The organism is Campylobacter sp. US53, from assembly GCF_004378995.1.
In the GTDB taxonomy this organism is placed as follows: domain Bacteria; phylum Campylobacterota; class Campylobacteria; order Campylobacterales; family Campylobacteraceae; genus Campylobacter_D; species Campylobacter_D jejuni.
Genome location: NZ_RYYH01000007.1, coordinates 41,544 through 62,844 on the forward strand (window position 1 = coordinate 41,544; position 21,301 = coordinate 62,844).

The 21,301-nt window shown below is 30.6% G+C and carries 22 protein-coding genes; 11 read left to right on the top strand and 11 right to left on the bottom strand.

Annotation, left to right across the window (positions count from 1 at the left end; all coding sequences use genetic code 11):
• Positions 1-39 precede the first annotated feature (39 nt).
• From ELQ05_RS06310 to ELQ05_RS06320, 3 genes are all read right to left on the bottom strand, one after another.
• Positions 40-1,221, bottom strand: a complete 1,182-nt coding sequence (locus ELQ05_RS06310; RefSeq protein WP_134240023.1) for a replication-associated recombination protein A — start codon at positions 1,219-1,221, stop codon at positions 40-42.
• Positions 1,221-2,348, bottom strand: coding sequence for a hypothetical protein (locus ELQ05_RS06315; RefSeq protein ID WP_134240024.1), 1,128 nt, complete (start codon positions 2,346-2,348; stop codon positions 1,221-1,223). The genes ELQ05_RS06310 and ELQ05_RS06315 overlap by 1 nt, the downstream gene beginning before the upstream one ends.
• A 134-nt stretch (positions 2,349-2,482) precedes the next feature.
• On the bottom strand, positions 2,483-2,830 hold the full coding sequence (locus ELQ05_RS06320) for a hypothetical protein (RefSeq protein WP_002851849.1): 348 nt from the start codon (positions 2,828-2,830) through the stop codon (positions 2,483-2,485).
• 318 nt (positions 2,831-3,148) lie between these two features.
• On the opposite strand from ELQ05_RS06320, the gene ELQ05_RS06325 reads away from it, so the two are divergent.
• The 10 genes from ELQ05_RS06325 to ELQ05_RS06370 all read left to right on the top strand — a co-directional run bounded on the left by ELQ05_RS06325 (position 3,149) and on the right by ELQ05_RS06370 (position 14,826).
• Positions 3,149-4,495, top strand: coding sequence for a CitMHS family transporter (locus ELQ05_RS06325; RefSeq protein WP_134240025.1), 1,347 nt, complete (start codon positions 3,149-3,151; stop codon positions 4,493-4,495).
• A 182-nt stretch (positions 4,496-4,677) separates the two neighbouring features.
• Positions 4,678-6,675 (top strand): OPT family oligopeptide transporter, encoded by a 1,998-nt coding sequence (locus ELQ05_RS06330; protein ID WP_134240026.1) that lies wholly within the window; start codon positions 4,678-4,680, stop codon positions 6,673-6,675.
• 73 nt (positions 6,676-6,748) lie between these two features.
• Positions 6,749-7,552 carry an undecaprenyl-diphosphate phosphatase gene (locus ELQ05_RS06335; protein WP_002854708.1) on the top strand — a complete coding sequence of 268 codons (804 nt, stop codon included), beginning with the start codon at positions 6,749-6,751 and terminating at the stop codon, positions 7,550-7,552.
• Positions 7,553-7,682: 130 nt separating this feature from the next.
• Positions 7,683-9,491: a threonine--tRNA ligase gene (gene thrS, locus ELQ05_RS06340; protein WP_134240027.1), complete on the top strand. Its 1,809-nt coding sequence runs from the start codon at positions 7,683-7,685 to the stop codon at positions 9,489-9,491.
• Entirely contained in the window at positions 9,488-10,006 is a 519-nt protein-coding gene (infC, locus tag ELQ05_RS06345; RefSeq protein ID WP_002861015.1) for a translation initiation factor IF-3, read from the top strand. Before thrS ends, infC begins: the two co-directional genes overlap by 4 nt.
• A gap of 38 nt (positions 10,007-10,044) precedes the next feature.
• Positions 10,045-11,136 (top strand): DNA adenine methylase, encoded by a 1,092-nt coding sequence (locus tag ELQ05_RS06350; protein ID WP_070316654.1) that lies wholly within the window; start codon positions 10,045-10,047, stop codon positions 11,134-11,136.
• Positions 11,137-11,300: 164 nt separating this feature from the next.
• Positions 11,301-12,329 (top strand): N-acetyl-gamma-glutamyl-phosphate reductase, encoded by a 1,029-nt coding sequence (argC, locus tag ELQ05_RS06355; RefSeq protein ID WP_134240028.1) that lies wholly within the window; start codon positions 11,301-11,303, stop codon positions 12,327-12,329.
• A 9-nt stretch (positions 12,330-12,338) separates the two neighbouring features.
• Positions 12,339-12,785, top strand: a complete 447-nt coding sequence (locus tag ELQ05_RS06360) for a GNAT family N-acetyltransferase (RefSeq protein ID WP_070316652.1) — start codon at positions 12,339-12,341, stop codon at positions 12,783-12,785.
• Positions 12,786-12,788: 3 nt separating this feature from the next.
• Positions 12,789-13,634, top strand: coding sequence for an acetylglutamate kinase (argB, locus tag ELQ05_RS06365; protein WP_079862127.1), 846 nt, complete (start codon positions 12,789-12,791; stop codon positions 13,632-13,634).
• A 10-nt stretch (positions 13,635-13,644) separates the two neighbouring features.
• Positions 13,645-14,826 carry an aspartate aminotransferase family protein gene (locus ELQ05_RS06370; protein ID WP_070316650.1) on the top strand — a complete coding sequence of 394 codons (1,182 nt, stop codon included), beginning with the start codon at positions 13,645-13,647 and terminating at the stop codon, positions 14,824-14,826.
• A gap of 19 nt (positions 14,827-14,845) precedes the next feature.
• On the opposite strand, the gene ELQ05_RS06375 is transcribed toward ELQ05_RS06370, so the two are convergent.
• Complete coding sequence (locus ELQ05_RS06375) at positions 14,846-15,475, bottom strand: protein-L-isoaspartate(D-aspartate) O-methyltransferase (protein ID WP_070316649.1); 630 nt, start codon at positions 15,473-15,475, stop codon at positions 14,846-14,848.
• A gap of 88 nt (positions 15,476-15,563) precedes the next feature.
• On the opposite strand from ELQ05_RS06375, the gene ELQ05_RS06380 reads away from it, so the two are divergent.
• Positions 15,564-16,112, top strand: coding sequence for a gamma carbonic anhydrase family protein (locus ELQ05_RS06380; RefSeq protein WP_070316648.1), 549 nt, complete (start codon positions 15,564-15,566; stop codon positions 16,110-16,112).
• Here ELQ05_RS06380 and ELQ05_RS06385 read toward each other — a convergent pair.
• From ELQ05_RS06385 to ELQ05_RS06415, 7 genes are all read right to left on the bottom strand, one after another.
• Positions 16,081-17,454 carry a nicotinate phosphoribosyltransferase gene (locus ELQ05_RS06385; RefSeq protein WP_079862126.1) on the bottom strand — a complete coding sequence of 458 codons (1,374 nt, stop codon included), beginning with the start codon at positions 17,452-17,454 and terminating at the stop codon, positions 16,081-16,083. The two genes, ELQ05_RS06380 and ELQ05_RS06385, sit on opposite strands and share 32 nt — an antisense overlap.
• On the bottom strand, positions 17,441-18,463 hold the full coding sequence (locus ELQ05_RS06390) for a ribonucleotide-diphosphate reductase subunit beta (protein ID WP_002851758.1): 1,023 nt from the start codon (positions 18,461-18,463) through the stop codon (positions 17,441-17,443). Before ELQ05_RS06390 ends, ELQ05_RS06385 begins: the two co-directional genes overlap by 14 nt.
• A gap of 13 nt (positions 18,464-18,476) precedes the next feature.
• Positions 18,477-18,887, bottom strand: coding sequence for an RDD family protein (locus ELQ05_RS06395; RefSeq protein ID WP_070316646.1), 411 nt, complete (start codon positions 18,885-18,887; stop codon positions 18,477-18,479).
• On the bottom strand, positions 18,888-19,496 hold the full coding sequence (pyrE, locus tag ELQ05_RS06400) for an orotate phosphoribosyltransferase (RefSeq protein ID WP_070316645.1): 609 nt from the start codon (positions 19,494-19,496) through the stop codon (positions 18,888-18,890).
• 2 nt (positions 19,497-19,498) lie between these two features.
• Entirely contained in the window at positions 19,499-20,062 is a 564-nt protein-coding gene (gene frr / locus ELQ05_RS06405) for a ribosome recycling factor (RefSeq protein ID WP_079460285.1), read from the bottom strand.
• Positions 20,063-20,071: 9 nt separating this feature from the next.
• A complete protein-coding gene (gene secG / locus ELQ05_RS06410) occupies positions 20,072-20,443 on the bottom strand; it encodes a preprotein translocase subunit SecG (RefSeq protein WP_070316644.1) in 372 nt (123 codons plus the stop codon).
• 104 nt (positions 20,444-20,547) lie between these two features.
• The gene (locus tag ELQ05_RS06415; RefSeq protein ID WP_002851668.1) at positions 20,548-21,243 is read right to left on the bottom strand and encodes a Bax inhibitor-1/YccA family protein; all 696 of its coding nucleotides are present in this window, start codon (positions 21,241-21,243) and stop codon (positions 20,548-20,550) included.
• Positions 21,244-21,301: the final 58 nt, after the last annotated feature.

Sequence of the window (21,301 nt, forward strand, 5' to 3'; positions counted from 1 at the left end):
TGATTTTAGCATTTATTTTGTAAATTTTAAATAATAAAATTAAGCTTTATAGTTTTTTAATTTATATAAATTATCTAACAATTTTGCTTCTTCTCCTAAGCCCTTGCTATGATAAAATTTTAAATTTTTACTAAGATATTTTTGCTCTACCCAGCCACCAAAATCATGTGGATAAAGATAGTTTTGTTTTTCTTGATGATTGTTGTTAAGATAATTAGGTATTTCTAAAGCTTCATTATTTTTTACATAGTTTAAAGCTTCATTGATAGCTTTGTAGCTTGCATTGGATTTGATTGTGCTTGCTAAATAAACTACGCATTGGGCTAGGATAATTCTTGCTTCAGGATAACCTATATTTTTAACAGCTTCTAGAGTCGAAACTGCTAAATTTAAAGCATTTGGATCGGCATTTCCGATATCTTCACTTGAAAAAATCACTAAACGCCTAGCGATAAAATCCGCACTTTCTCCTGCATCAATAAGTCTTGCAAGATAATAAATAGCTGCATCAACGTCACTTCCGCGCAAACTTTTTATCATTGCACTTGCTAAAATATAATGTGTATCTTTTGAGCTAACACCTTCACTATTTATGCTGTTGCGAAGTTTTTTAAGATTTTCAAGACTGATATGTTTTTCATCTAAAACCAAGACAAATTCAAGCAAATTTAGCATAGCTCTTGCATCAGCGCTTTTAAGTAGAAAATCTTTAGCTTCTTTATCAATACTAAATTTCATTTTTTCTTGTACACGCAAGAGTAAAGTTTCAAGTTCCTTTACCCCTAAAGATTTAAATTCGAAAAGCATGGAACGACTTCTTATACCAGAACTTAAAACAAAATAGGGATTTTCAGTGCTTGCACCGATTAAAATTAAACGGTAATTTTCCATAGGAATTAAAAGCATTTCTTGTTGGGTTTTGCTAAGGCGGTGAATTTCATCAATAAAAATTAAAGGCTTATAAAGACTATTTTTATAATTGTCTAAAATTTTTCTTAGTTCTTCGAGTTTAAAATTTCCTCCATCAAATTCATAAAAATCTAAGCCAAATTCTTTTGCTACAACTCTAGCAAAAGTTGTTTTTCCAGAACCTGCTGTTCCAAAAAAAATACTATGAGGAAGTTTTTGTAAAGCAGTAAATTTTTTGAAAATTTCTATAAGCTCGTATTGTCCTAAAATATCATCAAAATTTTTAGGGCGAAAGGTCAAAGCTAGGCTCATTAATTTAAATCCATATTTGAAAATTTACTACCATTAATTTTTAGCTGAGGATTGGCTAAGCTATCATAAGATAAATTTAGAAAAAAGTTATTATTTTCTTTTAAAAAATATTGATTTAAACCTCCATAATCCTTTGTCCAAGGAAAAATTTCATCAGGCTCATCTGAACTGATAACTTGTAATTTTACTTGATAAGAGTTGTTAATATTTAAATTGCCTTGTAGACTGATATTTTGTTTATTTTTTTCAAGAATTAAATTTTGTATTTTTAGATCAAGATTTTTTTGAATAAAATGAGAGATATTGAAATTTGAGTTAAGAAATTTATTTATGGTTATATTAAATTTTGTTTTGTCAAAATTTAAATTCTGACCCAATAAAGATTTAAGATCAATATCAATTTCATTGGATTTTCCTTGTATGTTTAAGTTTATTGTTGAATTTTCTTCATTAAAATTTACTTGGTTTTTGCTATAAAAAGAATTGATTTTATTGTTATCTAGCACAAGATAATCAAAGTTGATCTCTTGTTGGCTATCGCTAAATAAATTTAACTCATAAAATTGTACAGGATTGTTAAAAAATTGTTCGTAATTTAAATTTTGTAATACAAATTTAGTATAAAATTGAGAAAAATCAATCATATCAAAATGTATTTTAATGTTTTTAATTTCTAAATTTTTACTCATTAAAGCTTCAATATATCCGCCGTTTATGATGGTATCTCCGCCTTCATTGCTTAAATTTATATCTTTAATATTTAGAAATATTTTAGAGTTGTTATCGTGTAATTTGAGAGTAAAAGTTCCTAATTTATTGTTTTTTAACACTTCATCTAAAAAATCAAAAGGATTTGTAAAATTTCCTTTTATAATTTTATTTAAGAAAAAATAATTATTAAATTTAAGGTTGATTTTGGTTGAAAGCTGTGTATGAGAGTGATTTAAAGTAAAACTTCCTTTAGAGGTTAAAAAACCTTTTTTGAAGTAAATATCTGTAATTGTATAATCAGGATTGCAATTTTTAATAAATTTATTAAATAAAAGTTCGTTAGTGTATCCTATATAAAATATATGAGTAATAAAACCTAATATAAAACAAAAAACAATAAAAATCGATTTTTTCATTATTTGCCTTAGATGAAAATATAAGTGTTATTTTATAAATTGCTTGTTAAAAAAGAGTTTAAATTTTTATTTAAGAGCAATGAATGTAGTTTAGCAAAGAATGATTTTATAAATCCCTTGTTAAGGGATTTATATTAATAAGCTTTTTTATAACATTGAATTTCAATTTTTCTAGCTACTGGAATAGCTTGAGTATTTGGTGTAGCAGGTGTTCCATAAGAAATTTTACTTTCTAAAAAATTTCCAACCTGTAAATCTTTAAAAGTTCCATCTTTATCTGTTCCAAAAATACCACAATCATCCATTTCTATTTCGGTATTTGGTAGAACTTTTATAGCCATTTGTCCGCCATAAATAGAGTCAATAAGCAAGGTTTTATTGTTATCATAAATTTGTGCAATAGTACCTTCAAGTTTTAGACTATCTGCAAAAAGCATTGAGCTAGCTAAAAGTGCTGATGCAAATAAAATACTTTTTTTCATAATTATTTCTCCTTCAGTGTAAAGTGATAACATTATAAACTTTTTAAGTGAAGTGAATGTGAAGTTAAAAATTTTGATTTTTTAGTTTTGATAATATTATGCAACTTATTATATTTTGACCATCGTTACTTCTAGTTGTAAATTTAAAAGAGTGAATACTTTATCAAAGATAATTCAAAATTATTTTTTTATTCTTGTTTAAAATGGTTACAATTAGAAAATATATTTTTTTCAAAAAGCTATAAATTAAACACATATAAGTTGGACTTAAAATATCCTATTTTATTATCGAATAAAAATGATACAAAAGGATAGGATATGGAAATTTTTTTAGCTTTATTGGGTTTTTTCTCATTAGGATTGATGGTTTGGCTTTTGCTAAAAGATTATACTACTCCGGCATTAGCTTTTATAAGTGTAAGTATTAGTGTAGCTTGTATTTTACTTATTCTTGAACAGCTTGGTTTTGGCGTGGGTGCAGCTTTAGAGGTTAAAGGGGATGTTTTTGATATTAAGACATTGGTTGCTTTTATTAAAGATGGAGTCAAAAGTGTAACGGATACGGCAGCTTTGTTTGTTTTTTCTATACTCTTTTTTAGTGTTTTAAATGCAAGTGGTTTTTTTACTAAAATTTTAAATGCGTTTTTATCAAAAATGAAAGCTAATGTATATCAAGTTTGCATTCTTACTGTTTTTATTGCTGCTGCTGTGCATTTAGATGGTTCAGGTGCTTCTACTTTTCTTATTGTAATACCTGCATTATTACCTATTTATGAGCGTTTAGGTATAAGAAAGACTTCAATGTTATTGATTATTACTTCGGCTATGGGGGTTATGAATGTTATTCCTTGGGGTGGTCCTACTTTAAGAGCGGCTACTAATATAGGAATGGATGCAAATTTGCTTTGGCACCATATTATACCTATTCAGATTGTAGGTTTGGTATTATCCCTTCTTTTGGCAATTTGGATTGCTAAGATAGAAATAAAAAGAGGTGCAGGCGCAGGTAACTTGTCTGGAATAAATTTAAATATAGAAAAAAGCGAACACCATAATGAAAAATGGTTTTGGTTAAATTTACTTGTAGCTATTGGAGTTATTGGGCTTTTAATTAGCGGTATTATTCCTAGTTATATTTGCTTTATGATAGGACTTGCAATAATTTTACCGCTTAATTATCCTAATTTAAAAACAGCTAAAAAAGTTTTAGATCGTGCAAGTGCTGGTGCAATGCTTATGTATATTACTTTAATTGGTGCTGGGATATTAATAGGCGTATTTGATAAAAGTGGTATTATGGAGAAAATGGGTGTTTTGATTTTAAATTTTGTTCCAGATTATTTAGGCGCTTATATTCCTTTGATGGTAGGGATATTGGCTGTTCCAATGGCAATTATTTTTTGTACAGATTCTTATTTTTATGGAGTGATGCCTATAGTTTTGAGTGTAACTAAGGCTTTTGGCGCTGAACCTTTGACTATAGCTATTATCATGGTGATAGCAAGAAATTGTGCGACATTTATTTCTCCTGTTGTGCCTGCAACTTTGCTAGGTTGTGGTTTAGCAGAGGTTAATATTAAAGATCATATCAAAAGAAGCTTTTTTTATATATGGGGTATAAGTATTATTTGCTTGATTTTTGCTGAGGTAGCTGGGATAATATAATTAAAATAAAAGAACTTTTGATTTTTCAATGATTGGTTCATTGTTTTATGATATTTTTGAGTCAAAAATTTATAAAAATATAAGCGTTTTTTTGTATTATTTTATTTTGCTTTAGAGAAAAATTATAAATTTAAACTTATAAGAATATTTTTTAAGTTGAAAGTAAATTTTAAAACGGAGAAATGATGTACAAAAAACAAAATTTACCAGAACTTACCTTAAGGGGTTTGATTTTGGGAAGTATTTTAACTATTATTTTTACAGCTTCAAATGTATATTTGGGGTTAAAAGTGGGACTTACTTTTTCATCATCAATTCCAGCTGTGGTCATCTCCATGGCGGTTTTGAGTCTTTTTAAGACTTCAAATATTTTAGAAAATAATATGGTTCAAACTCAAGCTTCAGCAGCAGGAACTTTATCATCAGTTATTTTTGTTATCCCAGGGCTTTTTATGTGTGGGTATTGGAGTGAATTTCCACTTTGGCAAACTTTTATGATATGTCTTTGTGGTGGCGGACTTGGAGTGCTTTTTACTATACCATTAAGAAGGACTATGGTGGTTGAAAGCAAGCTTGCTTATCCTGAAGGTAGAGCTGCAGCTGAAATTTTAAAAGTAGCCAATAAAGATCAGAGTAGTAAAAAAGGAAAACAAGGCATTAAAGAAATAGCATTAGGCTCTTTTATAGCTGCTATTTTTAGTTTGTTAAGCAATGGTTTTAAACTCGCTGCAAGTGAGAGTAATTTTGCTTTTATTTGGAATAAAATGGCTTTTGGTTTTTCTATGGGATATTCTTTGGCACTTTTAGGGGCAGGTTATTTAGTTGGTTTAGCAGGTGCTATAGCTCTTTTTGTAGGTATGTTTTTAGCTTGGGGTATTTTTACTCCCTATCTTTCAAATTTTGAATTCGATAGTGCAAAAAATGCCGTAGATTTAGCTTCTAGTGTATGGAGTTCTAAAGTAAGGCTTATAGGAACAGGAGCTATTGCTATAGCAGCGCTTTGGACTTTAATAGAACTTTTAAAACCCGTTATTGAAGGTATTAAAGAAATTGTTAAAAATGTTAAAATTACCAATCAAGAAAAAAATGAAAGAACAAATATAGACCTTTCTTTAAAAAGTATTTTTATACTTTTTGTTTTAATGGTTGTGGGTTTATTTATTACTTTTTATAGTTTTGTTGAAGATGCTAACTTAAGTATTTATTATCAAATGCTATTTTCATTTTTTGGAACTTTAGTTTCTGTTTTAATAGGTTTTTTTGTTGCAGCAGCTTGCGGATATATGGCAGGACTTGTAGGATCTTCTTCTAGTCCTATTTCTGGAATCGGACTTATTGGTGTTATTATTTCTTCTATTGTTTTTTTGGTTTTAGGTGTGGAACTTTTTCAAGATCCTATGCTTTCTAAATTTGCAGTAGCATTAGCTATTTTTACTACTAGTGTTATTTTAGCTACAGCTGCTATTTCGAATGATAATTTACAAGATTTAAAGACAGGACATTTAGTCGGAGCTACTCCTTGGAAACAACAAGTTGCTTTACTTGTAGGCTGTGTTTTTGGTGCTTTGACTATAGTTCCTGTTTTAAATTTGCTTTATCAAGCCTATGGTTTTGTCGGAGCAATGCCAAGAGAAGGTATGGATGCTTCATCAGCTTTAGCAGCACCGCAAGCAAATTTAATGAGCACTATCGCCCAAGGAATTTTTCATCACAATATAGAGTGGGGTTATATGGCTTTTGGTGTATTTGTAGGAATTTTAATGATTATTATAGATAAAATTTTAAAAGGAACACAGAAAATGTCTTTGCCGCCTTTAGCCGTTGGAATAGGTATTTACCTTCCCCCTGCTATAAATATACCTTTAGTTATAGGCGGAATTTTAAAATATATTGTAATGCAATACTTGACTAAAAAATATGCAAAAAATTCTCATAAAGAAGAAAAACTTGCAAGTTGTGAGCAAAGAGGCACGCTTTTTGCTTCAGGGCTTATAGTGGGTGAAAGTATTTTTGGGGTAATTATCGCAGGAATTACTGTATTTTCAGTAAGTATGGGTGGTAGTGAAAATCCTTTAGCTTTAAATTTAGCAAATTTTCATGATAGCGAGCTTTTCGCACTTATCTTTTTTGTGGGAGTTGTATTATATTTCATTAAGCGTATTGTTAAAAAAGATGCTTAATTTTTGGGGTTAAAACCCCATTTAATCCATTCTGATATAATTTTTCTTTTGCAATTATCATTCAAGGATTAAAATGGAAAATTTATATGCTTTAATACTTGGAATTATAGAAGGTCTGACTGAGTTTTTACCTATTTCTTCAACAGGACATATGATTTTAGGTACAACTATTTTAGGTATCGATATAGATGAGTTTTGGAAAAGCTTTTTGATTATCATCCAGCTTGGTTCTATTTTGGCGGTCATTTTTGTATTTTGGCGTAAATTGTTTCAAGGGCTTGATATTTGGTTAAAACTTGCAGTTGGATTTTTTCCTACTGGAGTTATAGGGCTTTTTGTGGCAAAATACTTAAATGCTTTATTTAATGGTTGGGTTGTGGTTGGAATGCTCATTTTTGGCGGTGTTGTGTTTATTCTTATAGAACTTGCACATAAAAATAAACAATATCGTATCAATTCTTTAGAAGAAATAAGTTTTAAACAAGCTTTTTGCATAGGTATTTTTCAATCTTTAGCCATGATTCCTGGTACTTCAAGAAGTGGAGCAAGTATTATTGGTGGACTTTTGCTAGGATTTAATAGAAAAGTTGCGGCTGAGTTTAGTTTTTTGCTTGCCATTCCAACGATGATTATCGCTACAGCTTATAGCATTTATAAAGAGCCTGAGCTTCTTAGCAATGCAAATTCTTTAATTCCTTTAGGCATAGGTTTTATCACTGCTTTTATTGTTGCAGTTTTAGTTATAAAATTTTTCTTAAAATTTATTTCTAAATTCGACTTTATCCCTTTTGGAATTTATCGTATTATTTTAGGATTTGTTTTCTTTTATTTGTATTATAGTGGGATTTTAAATGCTGGAAGTGAATTTAAGCTATAAATAAATATTAAATTTATTCTAAGATTTTTTTAAAAATAAGCTGAATTTCAAAAATAATTAAGTCTTAGAAAGTTAAAATTAGAACTTTATAAACACTCACAGGGTAAGTGAGCGACAAAGGGTTAAAAATATGGAAAAAGAAGTTATTGCGTATTTGGACAATGAGACAATAATTGACTCTCAAAGTGTGAAAAATACAAATTTAAAAGAAATTTATTTTGATAATTCTAAAGAAAGTTTAGAGGTAATCCGTCATTCTTGTGCGCATTTAATGGCACAGGCGATTAAGAATTTGTATCCTGAAGCTAAATTTTTCGTTGGTCCTGTTATAGAAGATGGATTTTATTATGATTTTCGTGTAGAAAGTAAGATCGGCGAAGAAGATTTAGTAAAAATTGAAAAAAAGATGAAAGAGCTTGCTGAAGCAAAGATTGAAATTTCAAAATATGAAATCACAAAAAGCGAAGCTTTGGCTAAATTTCAAAATGATGATTTAAAACAAGAAGTTTTATTGCGTATTCCTGATGGAGCTGTAAGTATTTATAAACAAGGTGAATTTGAAGATTTGTGTCGTGGTCCTCATGTGCCAAATACGAAATTTTTACGCTTTTTTAAACTCACTCGTGTTGCAGGAGCGTATTTGGGTGGCGATGAAAAAAGAGAAATGCTTACTCGAATTTATGGAATTGCTTTTGCAGATAAGGAAAGTTTAAAAGAGTATTTAACCATTATTGAAGAAGCTAAAAAACGCGATCATAGAAAGCTTGGAACAGAGCTTAAGCTTTTTACTTTTGATGATGAGATTGGAGGAGGTCTTCCTATTTGGTTGAGTAATGGTGCAAGACTTAGATCTAAACTTGAACATATGCTTTATAAGATCCATCGTTTACGTGGTTATGAGCCTGTGCGTGGGCCTGAACTTTTAAAAGCAGATGCATGGAAAATCAGTGGGCATTATGCAAACTATAAAGAAAATATGTATTTTACACAAATTGATGAACAAGAATATGGCATTAAGCCTATGAACTGTGTGGGGCATATTAAAATTTATCAAAGTGATGTAAGAAGTTATCGTGATTTGCCTTTGAAATTTTTTGAATATGGCGTGGTGCATCGTCATGAAAAAAGTGGGGTTTTGCACGGACTTTTTAGAGTGAGAGAATTCACTCAAGATGATGCACATATTTTTTGTATGCCAAGTCAGATTAAAGATCAGGTTTTAGAAATTTTAGCTTTTGTGGATAATTTGATGAAATTATTTGATTTTAGCTATGAAATGGAAATTTCAACTAAACCTGAAAAAGCCATAGGCGATGATGAAATTTGGGAAGTAGCGACTAAGGCTTTAAAAGAAGCTTTAGATGAACAAGGTTTAAAATACGGTATTGACGAAGGTGGAGGGGCTTTTTATGGGCCAAAGATTGATATTAAAATCACTGATGCTTTAAAAAGAAAGTGGCAATGCGGAACCATACAAGTAGATTTTAACCTGCCAAGTCGTTTTAAACTTGAATACACTGATAGTGATAATGAAAAAAAACAACCTGTAATGTTGCATCGTGCGATTTTAGGTTCTTTTGAAAGATTTATAGGAATTTTAACCGAGCATTGTGCGGGTGAGTTTCCATTTTTTATCGCACCAACTGCGGTGGGTATAGTGCCAATAGGCGAAGCACATATTGCTTATGCAAAAGAAATTCAAAAAGAATTATTAGAGCTTAATATCGATAGCGAGGTGTATGAAAAAAATGAGAGCTTAAGTAAGAAAATTCGTATTGCTGAAAAACAAAAATTACCTATGATTTTAGTTTTAGGTGATGATGAGGTGGCAAAGCGTAGCGTTGCTTTAAGAGATAGAAGAGCTAAAGAACAAAAAAATCTTAGCTTGGATGAATTTATTAAATTAGTTAAGGAGAAAATGAGTGAGGTACACTTTTGAGTAAAGAAAAAGAAGTATTGCTCAATGAAGAAATAAGAGCGGATGAAATCAGATGTGTTGGCGATGATGGCAAAGTTTATGGTATTATCAGTAGTGATGAAGCTTTAGAAATTGCAAATCGTTTAGGACTTGATCTTGTAATGATAGCCGCAGATGCTAAGCCACCTGTTTGCAAGATCATGGACTATGGTAAATTCCGTTATCAACAAGAGAAAAAACAAAAAGAAGCAAAGAAAAAACAAAAAGTGATTGATATAAAAGAAATCAAACTTTCTGTAAAAATTGCTCAAAATGATATTAATTACAAGGTAAAACATGCTTTAGAATTTTTAGAACAAGGTAAGCATGTGAGATTTCGTGTGTTCTTAAAAGGACGTGAAATGGCAACTCCTGAAGCGGGTGTAGTTTTGCTTGAAAAAATTTGGACTATGATAGAAAATGAAGCTAATCGTGACAAAGAGCCGAATTTTGAAGGTCGTTATGTAAATATGCTTGTAACTCCAAAAAAAGCTTAATCCACTTTTGTGGATAAGGCTTTTAAAGGTTTTAAATTTTGAAAGAAAATCCTTCTTTTTTAAAAGAGCAAATTATAACTTATCTTGGAAATAAAAGAGCACTTTTAAGTTTTTTAAATAAGGGCTTTAAGGTAGCTAAAAAAGAACTTGGTAAAGATAAATTTAGTTTTTGTGATATATTTAGTGGCTCAGGTATTGTAAGTCGTTTTGCAAAAGCGCACTCAAATTATATTTTAGCCAATGATTTAGAGGATTATTCAAAACTCATCAATGAATGTTATCTTGCTAATAAAGACAAAGATTTACTTCAAAATATAAAAAAGTATTATAAAAATTTAATCCAAAATTTAGATTTTCAAAAAGGTTTTATCAGTGAGCTTTATGCTCCAAAAGATGATGATGATATTAAAAAAAATGAAAGGGTTTTTTATACTTTTAAAAATGCTTTATACCTTGATACCATAAGGCAAAAAATCGAAAATGAAATTCCAAAAGAATTAAAGCATTTTTTTATAGCCCCTTTAATTTATGAAGCCAGCGTGCATTCAAATACTAGTGGAGTTTTTAAAGGTTTTTATAAGGGTAAGGATGGTATCGGAAAATTTGGTGGTGAAGGACAAAATGCACTTAAACGCATTAAAGGAGAAATAAAGCTTAAAATGCCTATTTTTTCAAATTTTTCTTGTGAATTTGAAGTGATGCAAAAGGATGCAAGCATGCTTGCAAAAGAACTTGATTTTTTTGATGTAGTGTATCTTGACCCCCCTTATAATCAGCACCCTTATAGTTCTAATTATTTTATGTTAAATTTAATCGCAAATTATAAAAAACCTGAAGAAATTTCCAAAATTAGTGGCATTCCAAAAGATTGGAATCGCAGTACTTTTAATAAGCCAAAATTTGCCCAAGATGCTTTATTTGAACTTATTAATGATTTAAAAGCAAGAGTGATTTTACTTTCTTATAATTGTGAAGGTTTTGTAAAAAAAGAAATTTTTTTAAAGCACTTAAGTACTCTTGGAAAATGTCGGATTTTAGAGCAAAAATATAATACTTTTAGAGCTTCTCGCAATCTTAAAAATCGTAATATCCATCTTCATGAACAACTTTATATTTTAGTTAAAAATTAAATTTTTGTTGCTAAAATTATTTTTTATTTTTACATGATTAAATTAATTTTATTTTTTCAGATGTTTTGATTTTCGAGCAATAAAGATAAGGTTGAAGAGAATAATAGTTAAAAATTTTAACTTTTTTTGTTTATAATACTTGCTTTTACATTTGAAGGATAAAGATGAAAATAAAAGTTGGGATTTTAGGAGCGAGTGGTTATGCAGGCAATGAGCTTGTTCGCATTTTGCTTAATCATCCCAAAGTTGAAATTTCTTATTTGGGTTCGAGTTCTAGCGTGGGGCAAAATTATCAAGATCTTTATCCTAACACTTTTTTAAATTTATGTTTTGAAAACAAAAATTTAGATGAACTTGAGCTTGATCTTTTATTTTTGGCTACTCCGCATGAATTTAGCGCCAAGCTTTTAAATGAGAATTTGTTAAAAAAGATGAAAATCATTGATTTAAGTGCGGATTTTCGTCTTAAAAATCCTAAAGATTATGAGCTTTGGTATAAATTCACTCATCCTAATCAAGAGCTTTTGCAAAATGCGGTTTATGGACTTTGTGAGCTTTATAAAGAAGAGATAAAAAAAGCAAGTTTAGTGGCAAATCCAGGTTGTTATACCACTTGTTCTATCTTAAGTCTTTATCCGCTTTTTAAAGAAAAGATCATTGATTTTAACTCAGTTATTATTGATGCAAAAAGTGGAGTAAGTGGAGCAGGAAGAAGCGCAAAGGTGGAAAATCTTTTTTGTGAAGTTAATGAAAATATCAAAGCTTATGGTTTAGCTTCGCACCGTTATACTCCTGAAATTGAAGAGCATTTAAGCTATGCGGCCAAAGAGAAAATCACTCTACAATTTACCCCTCATCTTGTACCTATGCAAAGAGGAATTTTAATCAGTGCTTATGCAAATTTAAAAGAGAATTTGCAAGAACAAGATATACGCGATATTTATACAAAATACTATCAAAACAATAAATTCATAAGGCTTTTACCGCCGCAGTCGCTTCCGCAGACTCGGTGGGTTAAATCAAGCAATTTTGCGGATATAAATTTTAGTGTAGATCAACGCACAAAGCGTGTTATTATGCTTGGTGCTATTGATAATTTAATCAAAGGTGCAGCAGGACAAGCTGTTCAAAATATGAATTTAATGTTTGATTTTGATGAAGATGAAGGACTTAAATTCTTTGCAAATTTGTAAAGGATAAAAATGTTAATACGAGCTATGCAAAAAAACGATTATGAAGCCGTTTATAAGCTTTGGTGCGAGATAAAAGGTTTTGGGATAAGAAGCATTGATGATAGCAAAGAAAATATAGAAAATTTTTTAGATAGAAACCCAGATCTTAGTGTTGTAGCAGTACTTGGTGAAGAAATTGTAGGAAGTATACTTTGTGGGCATGATGGGCGCACAGGGGGATTTTATCATGTATGTGTACATAAAGATCATAGAAAAAAGGGTATAGCACACGAGATGACAAAATTTTGTCTTGAGGCCTTAAAAGCTCAAAAAATCAATAAAATCGCCTTAATCGCTTTTAAAAACAATGATTTAGGCAATGAGTTTTGGAAACATTATGGTTTTACTTTAAGAGAAGATGCGAATTATTACGATCTTTCTTTAAATGAGTATAATCAAACTAGCTTTAATGCCTAAGGAATGATCATGCAAAAATATTTAGAAAAAGCCAATGTCTTAATCGAAGCTTTGCCTTATATACGCAAATTTAATTCTAAGATTATACTTATAAAATACGGCGGATCAGCTATGGAAAATGAAGAGCTAAAGCATTGCGTGATGCAAGATATAGTTCTTTTAAAACTCGTGGGTTTAAAGCCTATCATTGTACATGGTGGGGGAAAAGATATTTCTGCTATGTGTGAAAAATTAGGCGTAAAGAGTGAGTTTAAAAACGGTCTTAGAGTTAGTGATAAAGCCACTACTGAAGTAGCAAGCATGGTTTTAAATCATATCAATAAAAATTTAGTCCATAGTTTGCAAAATTTAGGAGTTAAAGCCATAGGGCTTTGTGGTAAAGATGGCGCACTTTTAGAATGTGTGAAAAAAGATGAAAATTTAGCTTTTGTCGGCACGATACAAAAGGTAAATTCGAAAATTTTAGAAGAGCTTTTAGACAAAGATTTTTTACCTATCATTGCTCCTATTGGCATGGATGAGGATTTTAATACTTATAATATTAATGCTGATGACGCAGCTTGTGCGATTGCCAAGGCTTTAAGGGCTGAAAAACTTGCTTTTTTAACCGATACTGCAGGGCTTTATGAGGATTTTAATGATAAAAATTCTTTGATTTCTAAAATCAGCCTTGAACAAGCTAAAATTTTAGCGCCTAAAATAGAAGGTGGCATGCATGTAAAATTAAAATCTTGCATTGATGCTTGTGAAAATGGAGTTACAAAGGTGCATATTTTAGATGGACGCGTGAAGCATTCTTTATTGCTTGAGTTTTTTACCGATAAAGGTATAGGCACTTTGGTGGGCTAAAGGATGAAAAATGGATTATAAAGAAAAAAGTCATATTGTCCCTACTTATAAGCGTTTTGATATAGTTTTAGAAAAAGGACAGGGAGTTTATCTTTTTGATGATAAGGCTAAAAAATATCTTGATTTTTCAAGTGGTATAGGTGTTTGTGCTTTAGGATATAATCATGCTAAATTTAATGCTAAAATCAAAGCTCAAGTGGATAAACTTTTACATACTAGCAATTTATATTATAATGAAAACATAGCTGCTGCAGCTAAAAATTTAGCCAAAGCTAGTGCTTTAGGGCGTGTTTTTTTTACAAATTCTGGCACAGAAAGCGTAGAAGGAGCGATGAAAACAGCTAGAAAGTACGCCTTTAACAAAGGTATCAAGGGTGGACAATTTATTGCTTTTAAGCATTCTTTTCATGGGCGTACTTTAGGGGCTTTATCGCTTACTGCTAATGAAAAATATCAAAAGCCTTTTAAACCTTTAATTTCAGGGGTTAAATTTGCAAAATATAATGATATTTCAAGCGTTGAAAAACTGGCGAATGAAAAAACTTGTGCCATTATCTTAGAAAGCGTGCAAGGAGAAGGTGGAGTAAATCCTGCAAATAAAGATTTTTACAAAGCCTTAAGAAAGCTTTGCGATGAAAAAGATGTATTATTAATCGCTGATGAAATTCAATGTGGCATGGGTAGAAGTGGAAAATTTTTTGCCTATGAGCACGCACAAATTTTGCCTGATATCATGACTTCGGCTAAGGCCTTAGGTTGTGGGCTTAGTGTAGGTGCTTTTGTAATAAATCAAAAAGTAGCAAGCAATTCTTTAAAAGTGGGCGATCATGGTAGCACTTATGGGGGAAATCCTTTGGTTTGTGCAGGGGTGAATGCGGTTTTTGAAATTTTTAAAGAAGAAAAAATTTTAGAAAATGTCAATAAACTCACGCCTTATTTAGAGCAAAGTTTAGATGAGTTGATTAAAGAATTTGATTTTTGTAAAAAACGCAAAGGCTTAGGGTTTATGCAAGGGCTTAGTCTTGATAAAAGTGTAAAAGTAGCTAAGGTCATTCAAAAATGCCAAGAAAATGCACTTTTGCTGATAAGTTGTGGGGAGAATGATTTGAGATTTTTACCTCCTTTGATTTTGCAAAAAGAACATATTGATGAAATGAGTGAAAAGTTAAGAAAGGCTCTAAAGAGTTTTTGATAAATTTTGTACAAAAAGTTTATTCTTTCCCATCTACTATAGGCACAAATAAACATTCTTCTAAAATTTCTTTTTGTAAATTTGTGCCATTTTTTCTAAGGCGTGTGATGAATTGTTTGCCATTGTGTAAAATAGGAGCAACTAAAATCCCGCCATCGCTTAATTGATCAAGTAAAATTTCAGGAATTTGTGTCGCATAAGCAGAAAATAAAATTCTGTCATAAGGAGCATAATTTTTCCAACCATTTTGTCCATCATCAAATTTTACATTGATATTAAAAAGTTCTAATTCTCTGAAAGTTTGAGCGGCTTTTTTGGCTAAATTTTCTATGCGTTCTATGGTAAAAACACGCCTTATGACTTTGCTTAAAATCGCAGCTTGATAGCCGCTTCCACAACCTATCTCTAAAATATTATCAGCATTTTTAAAATCTAAAGCCATAGTCATTTTAGCTACAGTTAAAGGTGAACTAATCCATTGAGAATTTGCCAAAGGCAAAGCATCAAGGCGATAAGCATGGGCTTTTAAAGGAGAAAAAATTTCACGTGGAATTTGACAAAAAGCATTAAAAAGTTCTTCATTGATAAAAACTTTTTGTGCAATTTCTTCAGTCATATTTTGACATCTTTTTTGTTCAAATGTGTTCATTACTTCTCCTATAAATTTAAATAAAAATTGTAACTAAAAAAGTTGAAATAGAGTTAAACTTAGCTATACTTAAATAAAAAGGAAAAAAATGCTTATAAAATTTAAAAATCACAGTCCCAAACTAGGTCAAAATGTTTTTGTTGCAGAGGGTGCTAAAATCATAGGAGAAATAGAAATAGGAGATGAAAGTAGCATTTGGTTTAATTGTGTTTTAAGAGCCGATGTTAATTTTATAAAAATTGGCAAAAGAACCAATATTCAAGATCTTAGCACGGTACATGTTTGGCATAGGGAGTTTGATGAAAAAGGAAAGTTAAAAGACGTTGGTTTTCCTACGATAATAGGAGATGATGTAACTATAGGACATAATTGCGTTATCCATGCTTGTGTGATAAAAAATCGTGTTTTAATCGGAATGAATGCTGTTGTCATGGATAATGCTTTGATAGAAGAAGATAGCATAGTGGGTGCTGGAAGCGTTGTAACAAAGGGTAAAAAATTTCCGCCACGCTCTTTAATACTTGGAAATCCTGCAAAATTTGTGCGTGAATTAAACGATGAAGAAGTCAGCTTTCTAAAACAATCCGCTTTAAATTATGTGGATTTTAAAAACGAGTTTTTAAAAGATCTTCAGTGATATTTTGAAGTTTAGGCGAGAGTTTTACTTCAAATTTCACAAAACGATCAAGATCTAAAAAACTCTCATCGAGTTTTGAAATTTGCTCTTTTGTATAATCTTGAATAGTATTTAAAGATGACTTTTTAAGAAGTCTTTTTTCTTTGTAGACTAATTCTAAAAGTTCTTTGCGTTCTAAATTTTCATCTTGATTTGGGTTTTCGTCAAAAACATAAAGCTCATCAAAAAGGATTTTTTGCGTGTTTTTATCATAAACCCTAAAAAGCTTTTTAAAATGAGGTAGGGTTGATTTTTCGTTATTTTCGCTGATTTTGATTTTAGGTTTTATGCCTTGATCTTCTAAGGCTGCGAGTTTATAAACGCAACTAAAAATAGGATCGCTTGAAGCAGTGATCAATCTTTCGCCTACACCAAAGATATCAATAGGTGCATTTTGTTCTTTGAGTTTTTTAATGCTCCATTCATCAAGGGCGTTAGAAACTATGATTTTACATTTCTGAAGTCCTGCTTGATCAAGTTCTTGTCTGATTTTCAAACTCAACTCAAGTAAATTTCCAGAATCTATTCTCACACCGCCTTCTTGGATACCAAATTCTTTAAAAACTTTAATTGCATTTTTAAGTCCACTATTTAAACAATCATAAGTATCGATCAAAAAAACAGGATTTTTTGGATAAATTTTCACATAAGCTTTAAAAGCTTCAAATTCATTTTTAAACATTTGCACCCAAGAATGTGCCATAGTCCCATTGATAGGGATATTATAAATTTTTCCTGCTAAAGTACAAGCACTTCCTATGCAACCTCCTATAAAAGCTGCTCTTGCTCCTTTCAAGGCTGCTTCACTTCCTTGTGCTCTGCGTGAACCAAATTCTAAAATTTTACTGTCTTTAGCTGCACGCACGATACGATTGGTTTTGGTAGCAATAAGGCTTTGGTGGTTTAAACTTAAAAGTAAAAAAGTTTCTAAAAGCTGTGCTTCTATAGTTGTAGCTTTAATACAAAGCAAAGGTTCGTTTGGAAAAATTACTTCTCCTTCGCGCATAGCATAAATTTCGCCTTTAAATTTAAAGTTAGCTAAAAAATCTAAAAATTCTGTATCAAAAATACCTTGTTTTCTTAAAAATTCTATATCTTCTACATCAAAACTCAAATTTTCAATAAAGTCTAAAATATCTTCAAGACCTGCAAAAATAGCAAAAGATCCTGAATCTGGAATTTTTCTAAAAAATATATCAAAATAACAAATTTGATCTTTTTTATTGTTTTTGAAATAGCCTTGAGACATTGTAAATTCATAAAAATCACAAAGCAAGGCTAAAGAAGTTTTAGAAGTCATCAAAGCTTATGCTACCCTTAGAATAATTCGTTACTTTACTTTCAAAGAAATTGCTCTTTTGATCGTTAAATTTTGAAAAATCATCTACCCATTTAATAGGATGTTTTGCATTGTATAATTTATCTAAATTGATCGCACTTAATCTTTGATCTACAAGATAATGGATATATTCTTCTATGATATCATCAGTAAAGCCCATGATTTGATTTTGAGTGATGTATTTACCCCATTTGATCTCAAGATCTCCGGCTTTTTTAAACATATCATAAATTTTATTGATATTTTCATCATGGAACAAATCAGGTCTTTCTTTGCGTACTGAATTGATCATATTTTGAAATAATAAAAGATGTGTGATTTCATCTCTTTGGATAAAGCGGATCATTTGTGCTGAACCTAGCATTTTTCCTGCACGTGCAAGTGCGTAAATAGCAGTAAAACCGCTATAAAAATATACTCCTTCTAAAATTTGATTTGCCACCATAGCTAAAAGAAGTTTATTATCATCTACATCGCCTGCTAATTCTTCATAAATGCTTGAAATAAAGTCATTTTTTTCACGCAAAGTTTCATCATGCTTTTCCATTTCATAAATCAAATCTGTATTATCGCAAATCGCTTCTACCATAACAGCGTAAGATTTTGAATGGTTTGCCTCTTCATAAGCTTGGCGTGCTAAAACCGCATTGATTTCAGGAGCTGTGATGTAAGGGTTGATATTATCTGCTAAATTATTGGTTTGAAAACTATCCATAGAAATAAGCTGACTCCAAACCAAATCATACATTCTTTTTTCACCTGCAGTTAAATTACAGCGATAATCAAGTGCATCTTTGGTTGTATCTACTTCTTTTGGAAACCAAGTATTTGCTTCCATTAAATCCCAAAGTTTTAAAGCCCAAGTATATTTTGCCTTAGTGAAATTTAAAATTCCATGTGGGTTACCATCAAAAACTTTACGATCTCCTAGAGTTTCGTTTGAACTTGGATTGTAAATTCTTTTTCTTTGCATTTTTAACCTTTCTTTATGCTTTGGTAGCTATACAACTTTGAGTTAAAATATCGTGTAAATTTAAACGATCTTTTCTTGCAAAACTGACAAATAAACCAAAGAGTAAGCCAAAACTTATAATAAATATCACATATCTTAGTAAAATTCTAAGAAAACTTAGTTTCTTTCCCGTTTTTATATCAATAAGATATAAATCATATGCTTTAAGACCTGGGCTTTGTGCCTTTTTTGTTAAAAAAATAGCTTGAATCAAACCAAATAAAAAAGTACATAAAGTTGTGATAAAATGGTTGTTTAAAAAAGCTTCTTTAGAGCCCAATAGAAAATAAAATAAATACAAAATAGGAACATAAATAAGAAAAATATCTATAAGCAAAGCTCTAAATCTTAGCCATCTAGAGCTAATTTTTGCTTTAGTTTTCATTTAATTTCCACGACTTCCTGGTTTTATAGCCTTACTCCCTTTTTTACAAAGCGGACAATTTGTTTCATCGTAAATTTCAAATTCAAAATTCCCTAGAGTAAAGAGTGGTAAATTTTCAGGTAATTTCGCATTATCTTTTCTTGGAGATTTTAAATTTTCTACCGCACAAAAACCACGATTTGCCAATGCTGCAAAACCTACAACAATTCCACCTAAACTTTCAATGATTTTTGCACTCTCTAAAGCACTACCACCTGTAGTAATGATATCTTCACAAATTATAAATTTTTCACCCTTTTTTACCTCAAAACCACGTCTTAAAGTCATTTCTTTATTTACTCTTTCAGTGAAGATAAAACGTTTACTACAAGCTCTTGCAAGCTCATAACCTGCTAAAATTCCACCTAAAGCAGGAGAACAAATGCTATCAAATTCTATCTTATAGTTTGCAATAATCTTTGCAAGTTCATCACAAAGTTTTGCTGCTAATTTTGGGTCCTCTAAAACTTTTGCACTTTGAAGATAAAACTGCGAATGTTTACCTGAACTTAGTAAAAAATGCCCTTCTAAATAAGCACCATAATCTTTATAAATTTGCTCTAAATTCATCGTTAAACCTTTAAAAGTTCACTTTCTTTGCTTTTTACACTCTCATCAATTTTTGTTGTGTAGGTGTCGGTAAGTTTTTGTACTTCATCATAAGCTTTTTTTGCTTCATCTTCGCTTATTGCCTTATCTTTTTCTAGTTTTTTAACTGCATCGTTGGCATCTTTGCGTATATTTCTTATAGAAACTTTTGCCTTTTCACCCATAGCTTTAGCTTGTTTTACGTTTTCTTCTCTTTGCTCTCTAGTCATCGGAGGGAAAAATAATTTTACACTTTCGCCGTCATTATTTGGATTTACACCGATATTTGCAGCTGCAATAGCGCTTTCTATGGTTTTTAGTAAAGGTTTTTCCCAAGGAGTGATGCTAATAGTTGAAGCATCACTTGCTAAAACAGTTGCTACTTGATTTAAAGGAGTTTGAGTTCCATAATAATCCACTGTAATATGATCTAAAATATGGGTATTAACTTTTCCAGTTCTTAAAGTGGTGAAGTCTTTTTTTAAGGCTTCTAAAGATTTTTCACTTTGGGTTTTTTGTTTGTTAAAAATTTCACTTAGCATTATCATTTCCTTTAATTATTTACTTGAATTAACATCGCTTGGAAGTTGTGGTGCACTTGGAGCGATAGAATTTGTGTTTGGGGTAGCAGGCACAATAGGAGCACTTGGAATAGTAGTGTTGTTGTTTTCTACTTTAATTTTCTCTGCTAAAGAGTCCTTGCTAGCTTTATTGTATAAATAACCAAGACTAATAGTATTTGCAATAAGTAAAATTCCCATGACAAAGGTAAATTTTGCCAAAAATCCAGCCGGTCCTTTGGCGCCAAATAAACTTTCATTGCTTCCACTATAAGCTCCAAGTCCTATACTTGAACTTTTTTGAAGTAAAACTGCTATACAAATAACTACAACGATGATAAATTGTAAAATGATTAAAAGAGTGATCATTGAAAATTCCTATAAAGTTAATTTTTAAATGATTATTTTAACTAAATAAAACTTGAAAAGTTTTGAAACTTGAAAAGTTTTTGTGAGAAAAATCCCACAAAAACTTATCTGCTATTGAAGCTTCTTAAGATATTAAGTAAAGATACGAAAAGATTAACAAAATCAAGATAAAGTGCTACTGCACCTTCGATTGGAGTTTCATAATTTCCGCGGATAATATTTTGCGTATCATAAAGAATGTAAAATGAAAATAATATTGCAGCTACTGCTGAAATAGCTAGATTAACTATACTGCTTTGGAAGAAAAGGTTTAGTAAAGATGCTGCTACAATAACGATCAATACTATAAATAAAGCTTTACCCATAACAGTAAAATCTTTTTTTGTATTCATAGCAAATACACTAAGTCCTGCAAAAGCAACTGTTGTTAAAGCAAAAGCTTGAGCGATGATAATTCCTCCAGCTGGTAGAGCTAAAACTGAAATAAGTAAAGGTGTAAGCGTTAAACCTGAGCAGAAAGTAAAACCAAAAAGTAAAACAAGATTTAATGGAGCTTCTCTTTTTTTCCATTGCAAAGCAAATAAAAGTCCGATTTCAACAGCAAAAAGGATCCAAAAAGTTACTTGTGATTGTATAAAAAATGATGCTAAAGCAAAAATTCCTACATACGCACCTACTGTTGCAGCTAATAATGAAGCAGCAAAAAGTTGATAAGTTTGTTTAATAAAAATACTTAATTCGCTTGAGCGTGTATTTTCAAATTCTTTTGATCTTGAGTAGTCTCTATCATAAAGACTCATAAAATTCTCCTTGCAAAATTGTTAGATTTTTTAAAATCTTGAGCGAAATCTAACATAT

What these genes read in the sequence shown, in the direction of transcription:
- ELQ05_RS06310 (WP_134240023.1), bottom strand. Translation starts at nt 1,221, where the DNA reads ATGAGCCTAGCTTTGACCTTTCGCCCTAAAAATTTTGATGATATTTTA.
- ELQ05_RS06315 (WP_134240024.1), bottom strand. Translation starts at nt 2,348, where the DNA reads ATGAAAAAATCGATTTTTATTGTTTTTTGTTTTATATTAGGTTTTATT.
- ELQ05_RS06320 (WP_002851849.1), bottom strand. Translation starts at nt 2,830, where the DNA reads ATGAAAAAAAGTATTTTATTTGCATCAGCACTTTTAGCTAGCTCAATG.
- ELQ05_RS06325 (WP_134240025.1), top strand. Translation starts at nt 3,149, where the DNA reads ATGGAAATTTTTTTAGCTTTATTGGGTTTTTTCTCATTAGGATTGATG.
- ELQ05_RS06330 (WP_134240026.1), top strand. Translation starts at nt 4,678, where the DNA reads ATGATGTACAAAAAACAAAATTTACCAGAACTTACCTTAAGGGGTTTG.
- ELQ05_RS06335 (WP_002854708.1), top strand. Translation starts at nt 6,749, where the DNA reads ATGGAAAATTTATATGCTTTAATACTTGGAATTATAGAAGGTCTGACT.
- thrS (WP_134240027.1), top strand. Translation starts at nt 7,683, where the DNA reads ATGGAAAAAGAAGTTATTGCGTATTTGGACAATGAGACAATAATTGAC.
- argC (WP_134240028.1), top strand. Translation starts at nt 11,301, where the DNA reads ATGAAAATAAAAGTTGGGATTTTAGGAGCGAGTGGTTATGCAGGCAAT.
- ELQ05_RS06360 (WP_070316652.1), top strand. Translation starts at nt 12,339, where the DNA reads ATGTTAATACGAGCTATGCAAAAAAACGATTATGAAGCCGTTTATAAG.
- argB (WP_079862127.1), top strand. Translation starts at nt 12,789, where the DNA reads ATGATCATGCAAAAATATTTAGAAAAAGCCAATGTCTTAATCGAAGCT.
- ELQ05_RS06370 (WP_070316650.1), top strand. Translation starts at nt 13,645, where the DNA reads ATGGATTATAAAGAAAAAAGTCATATTGTCCCTACTTATAAGCGTTTT.
- ELQ05_RS06375 (WP_070316649.1), bottom strand. Translation starts at nt 15,475, where the DNA reads ATGAACACATTTGAACAAAAAAGATGTCAAAATATGACTGAAGAAATT.
- ELQ05_RS06380 (WP_070316648.1), top strand. Translation starts at nt 15,564, where the DNA reads ATGCTTATAAAATTTAAAAATCACAGTCCCAAACTAGGTCAAAATGTT.
- ELQ05_RS06390 (WP_002851758.1), bottom strand. Translation starts at nt 18,463, where the DNA reads ATGCAAAGAAAAAGAATTTACAATCCAAGTTCAAACGAAACTCTAGGA.
- ELQ05_RS06395 (WP_070316646.1), bottom strand. Translation starts at nt 18,887, where the DNA reads ATGAAAACTAAAGCAAAAATTAGCTCTAGATGGCTAAGATTTAGAGCT.
- pyrE (WP_070316645.1), bottom strand. Translation starts at nt 19,496, where the DNA reads ATGAATTTAGAGCAAATTTATAAAGATTATGGTGCTTATTTAGAAGGG.
- frr (WP_079460285.1), bottom strand. Translation starts at nt 20,062, where the DNA reads ATGATAATGCTAAGTGAAATTTTTAACAAACAAAAAACCCAAAGTGAA.
- secG (WP_070316644.1), bottom strand. Translation starts at nt 20,443, where the DNA reads ATGATCACTCTTTTAATCATTTTACAATTTATCATCGTTGTAGTTATT.
- ELQ05_RS06415 (WP_002851668.1), bottom strand. Translation starts at nt 21,243, where the DNA reads ATGAGTCTTTATGATAGAGACTACTCAAGATCAAAAGAATTTGAAAAT.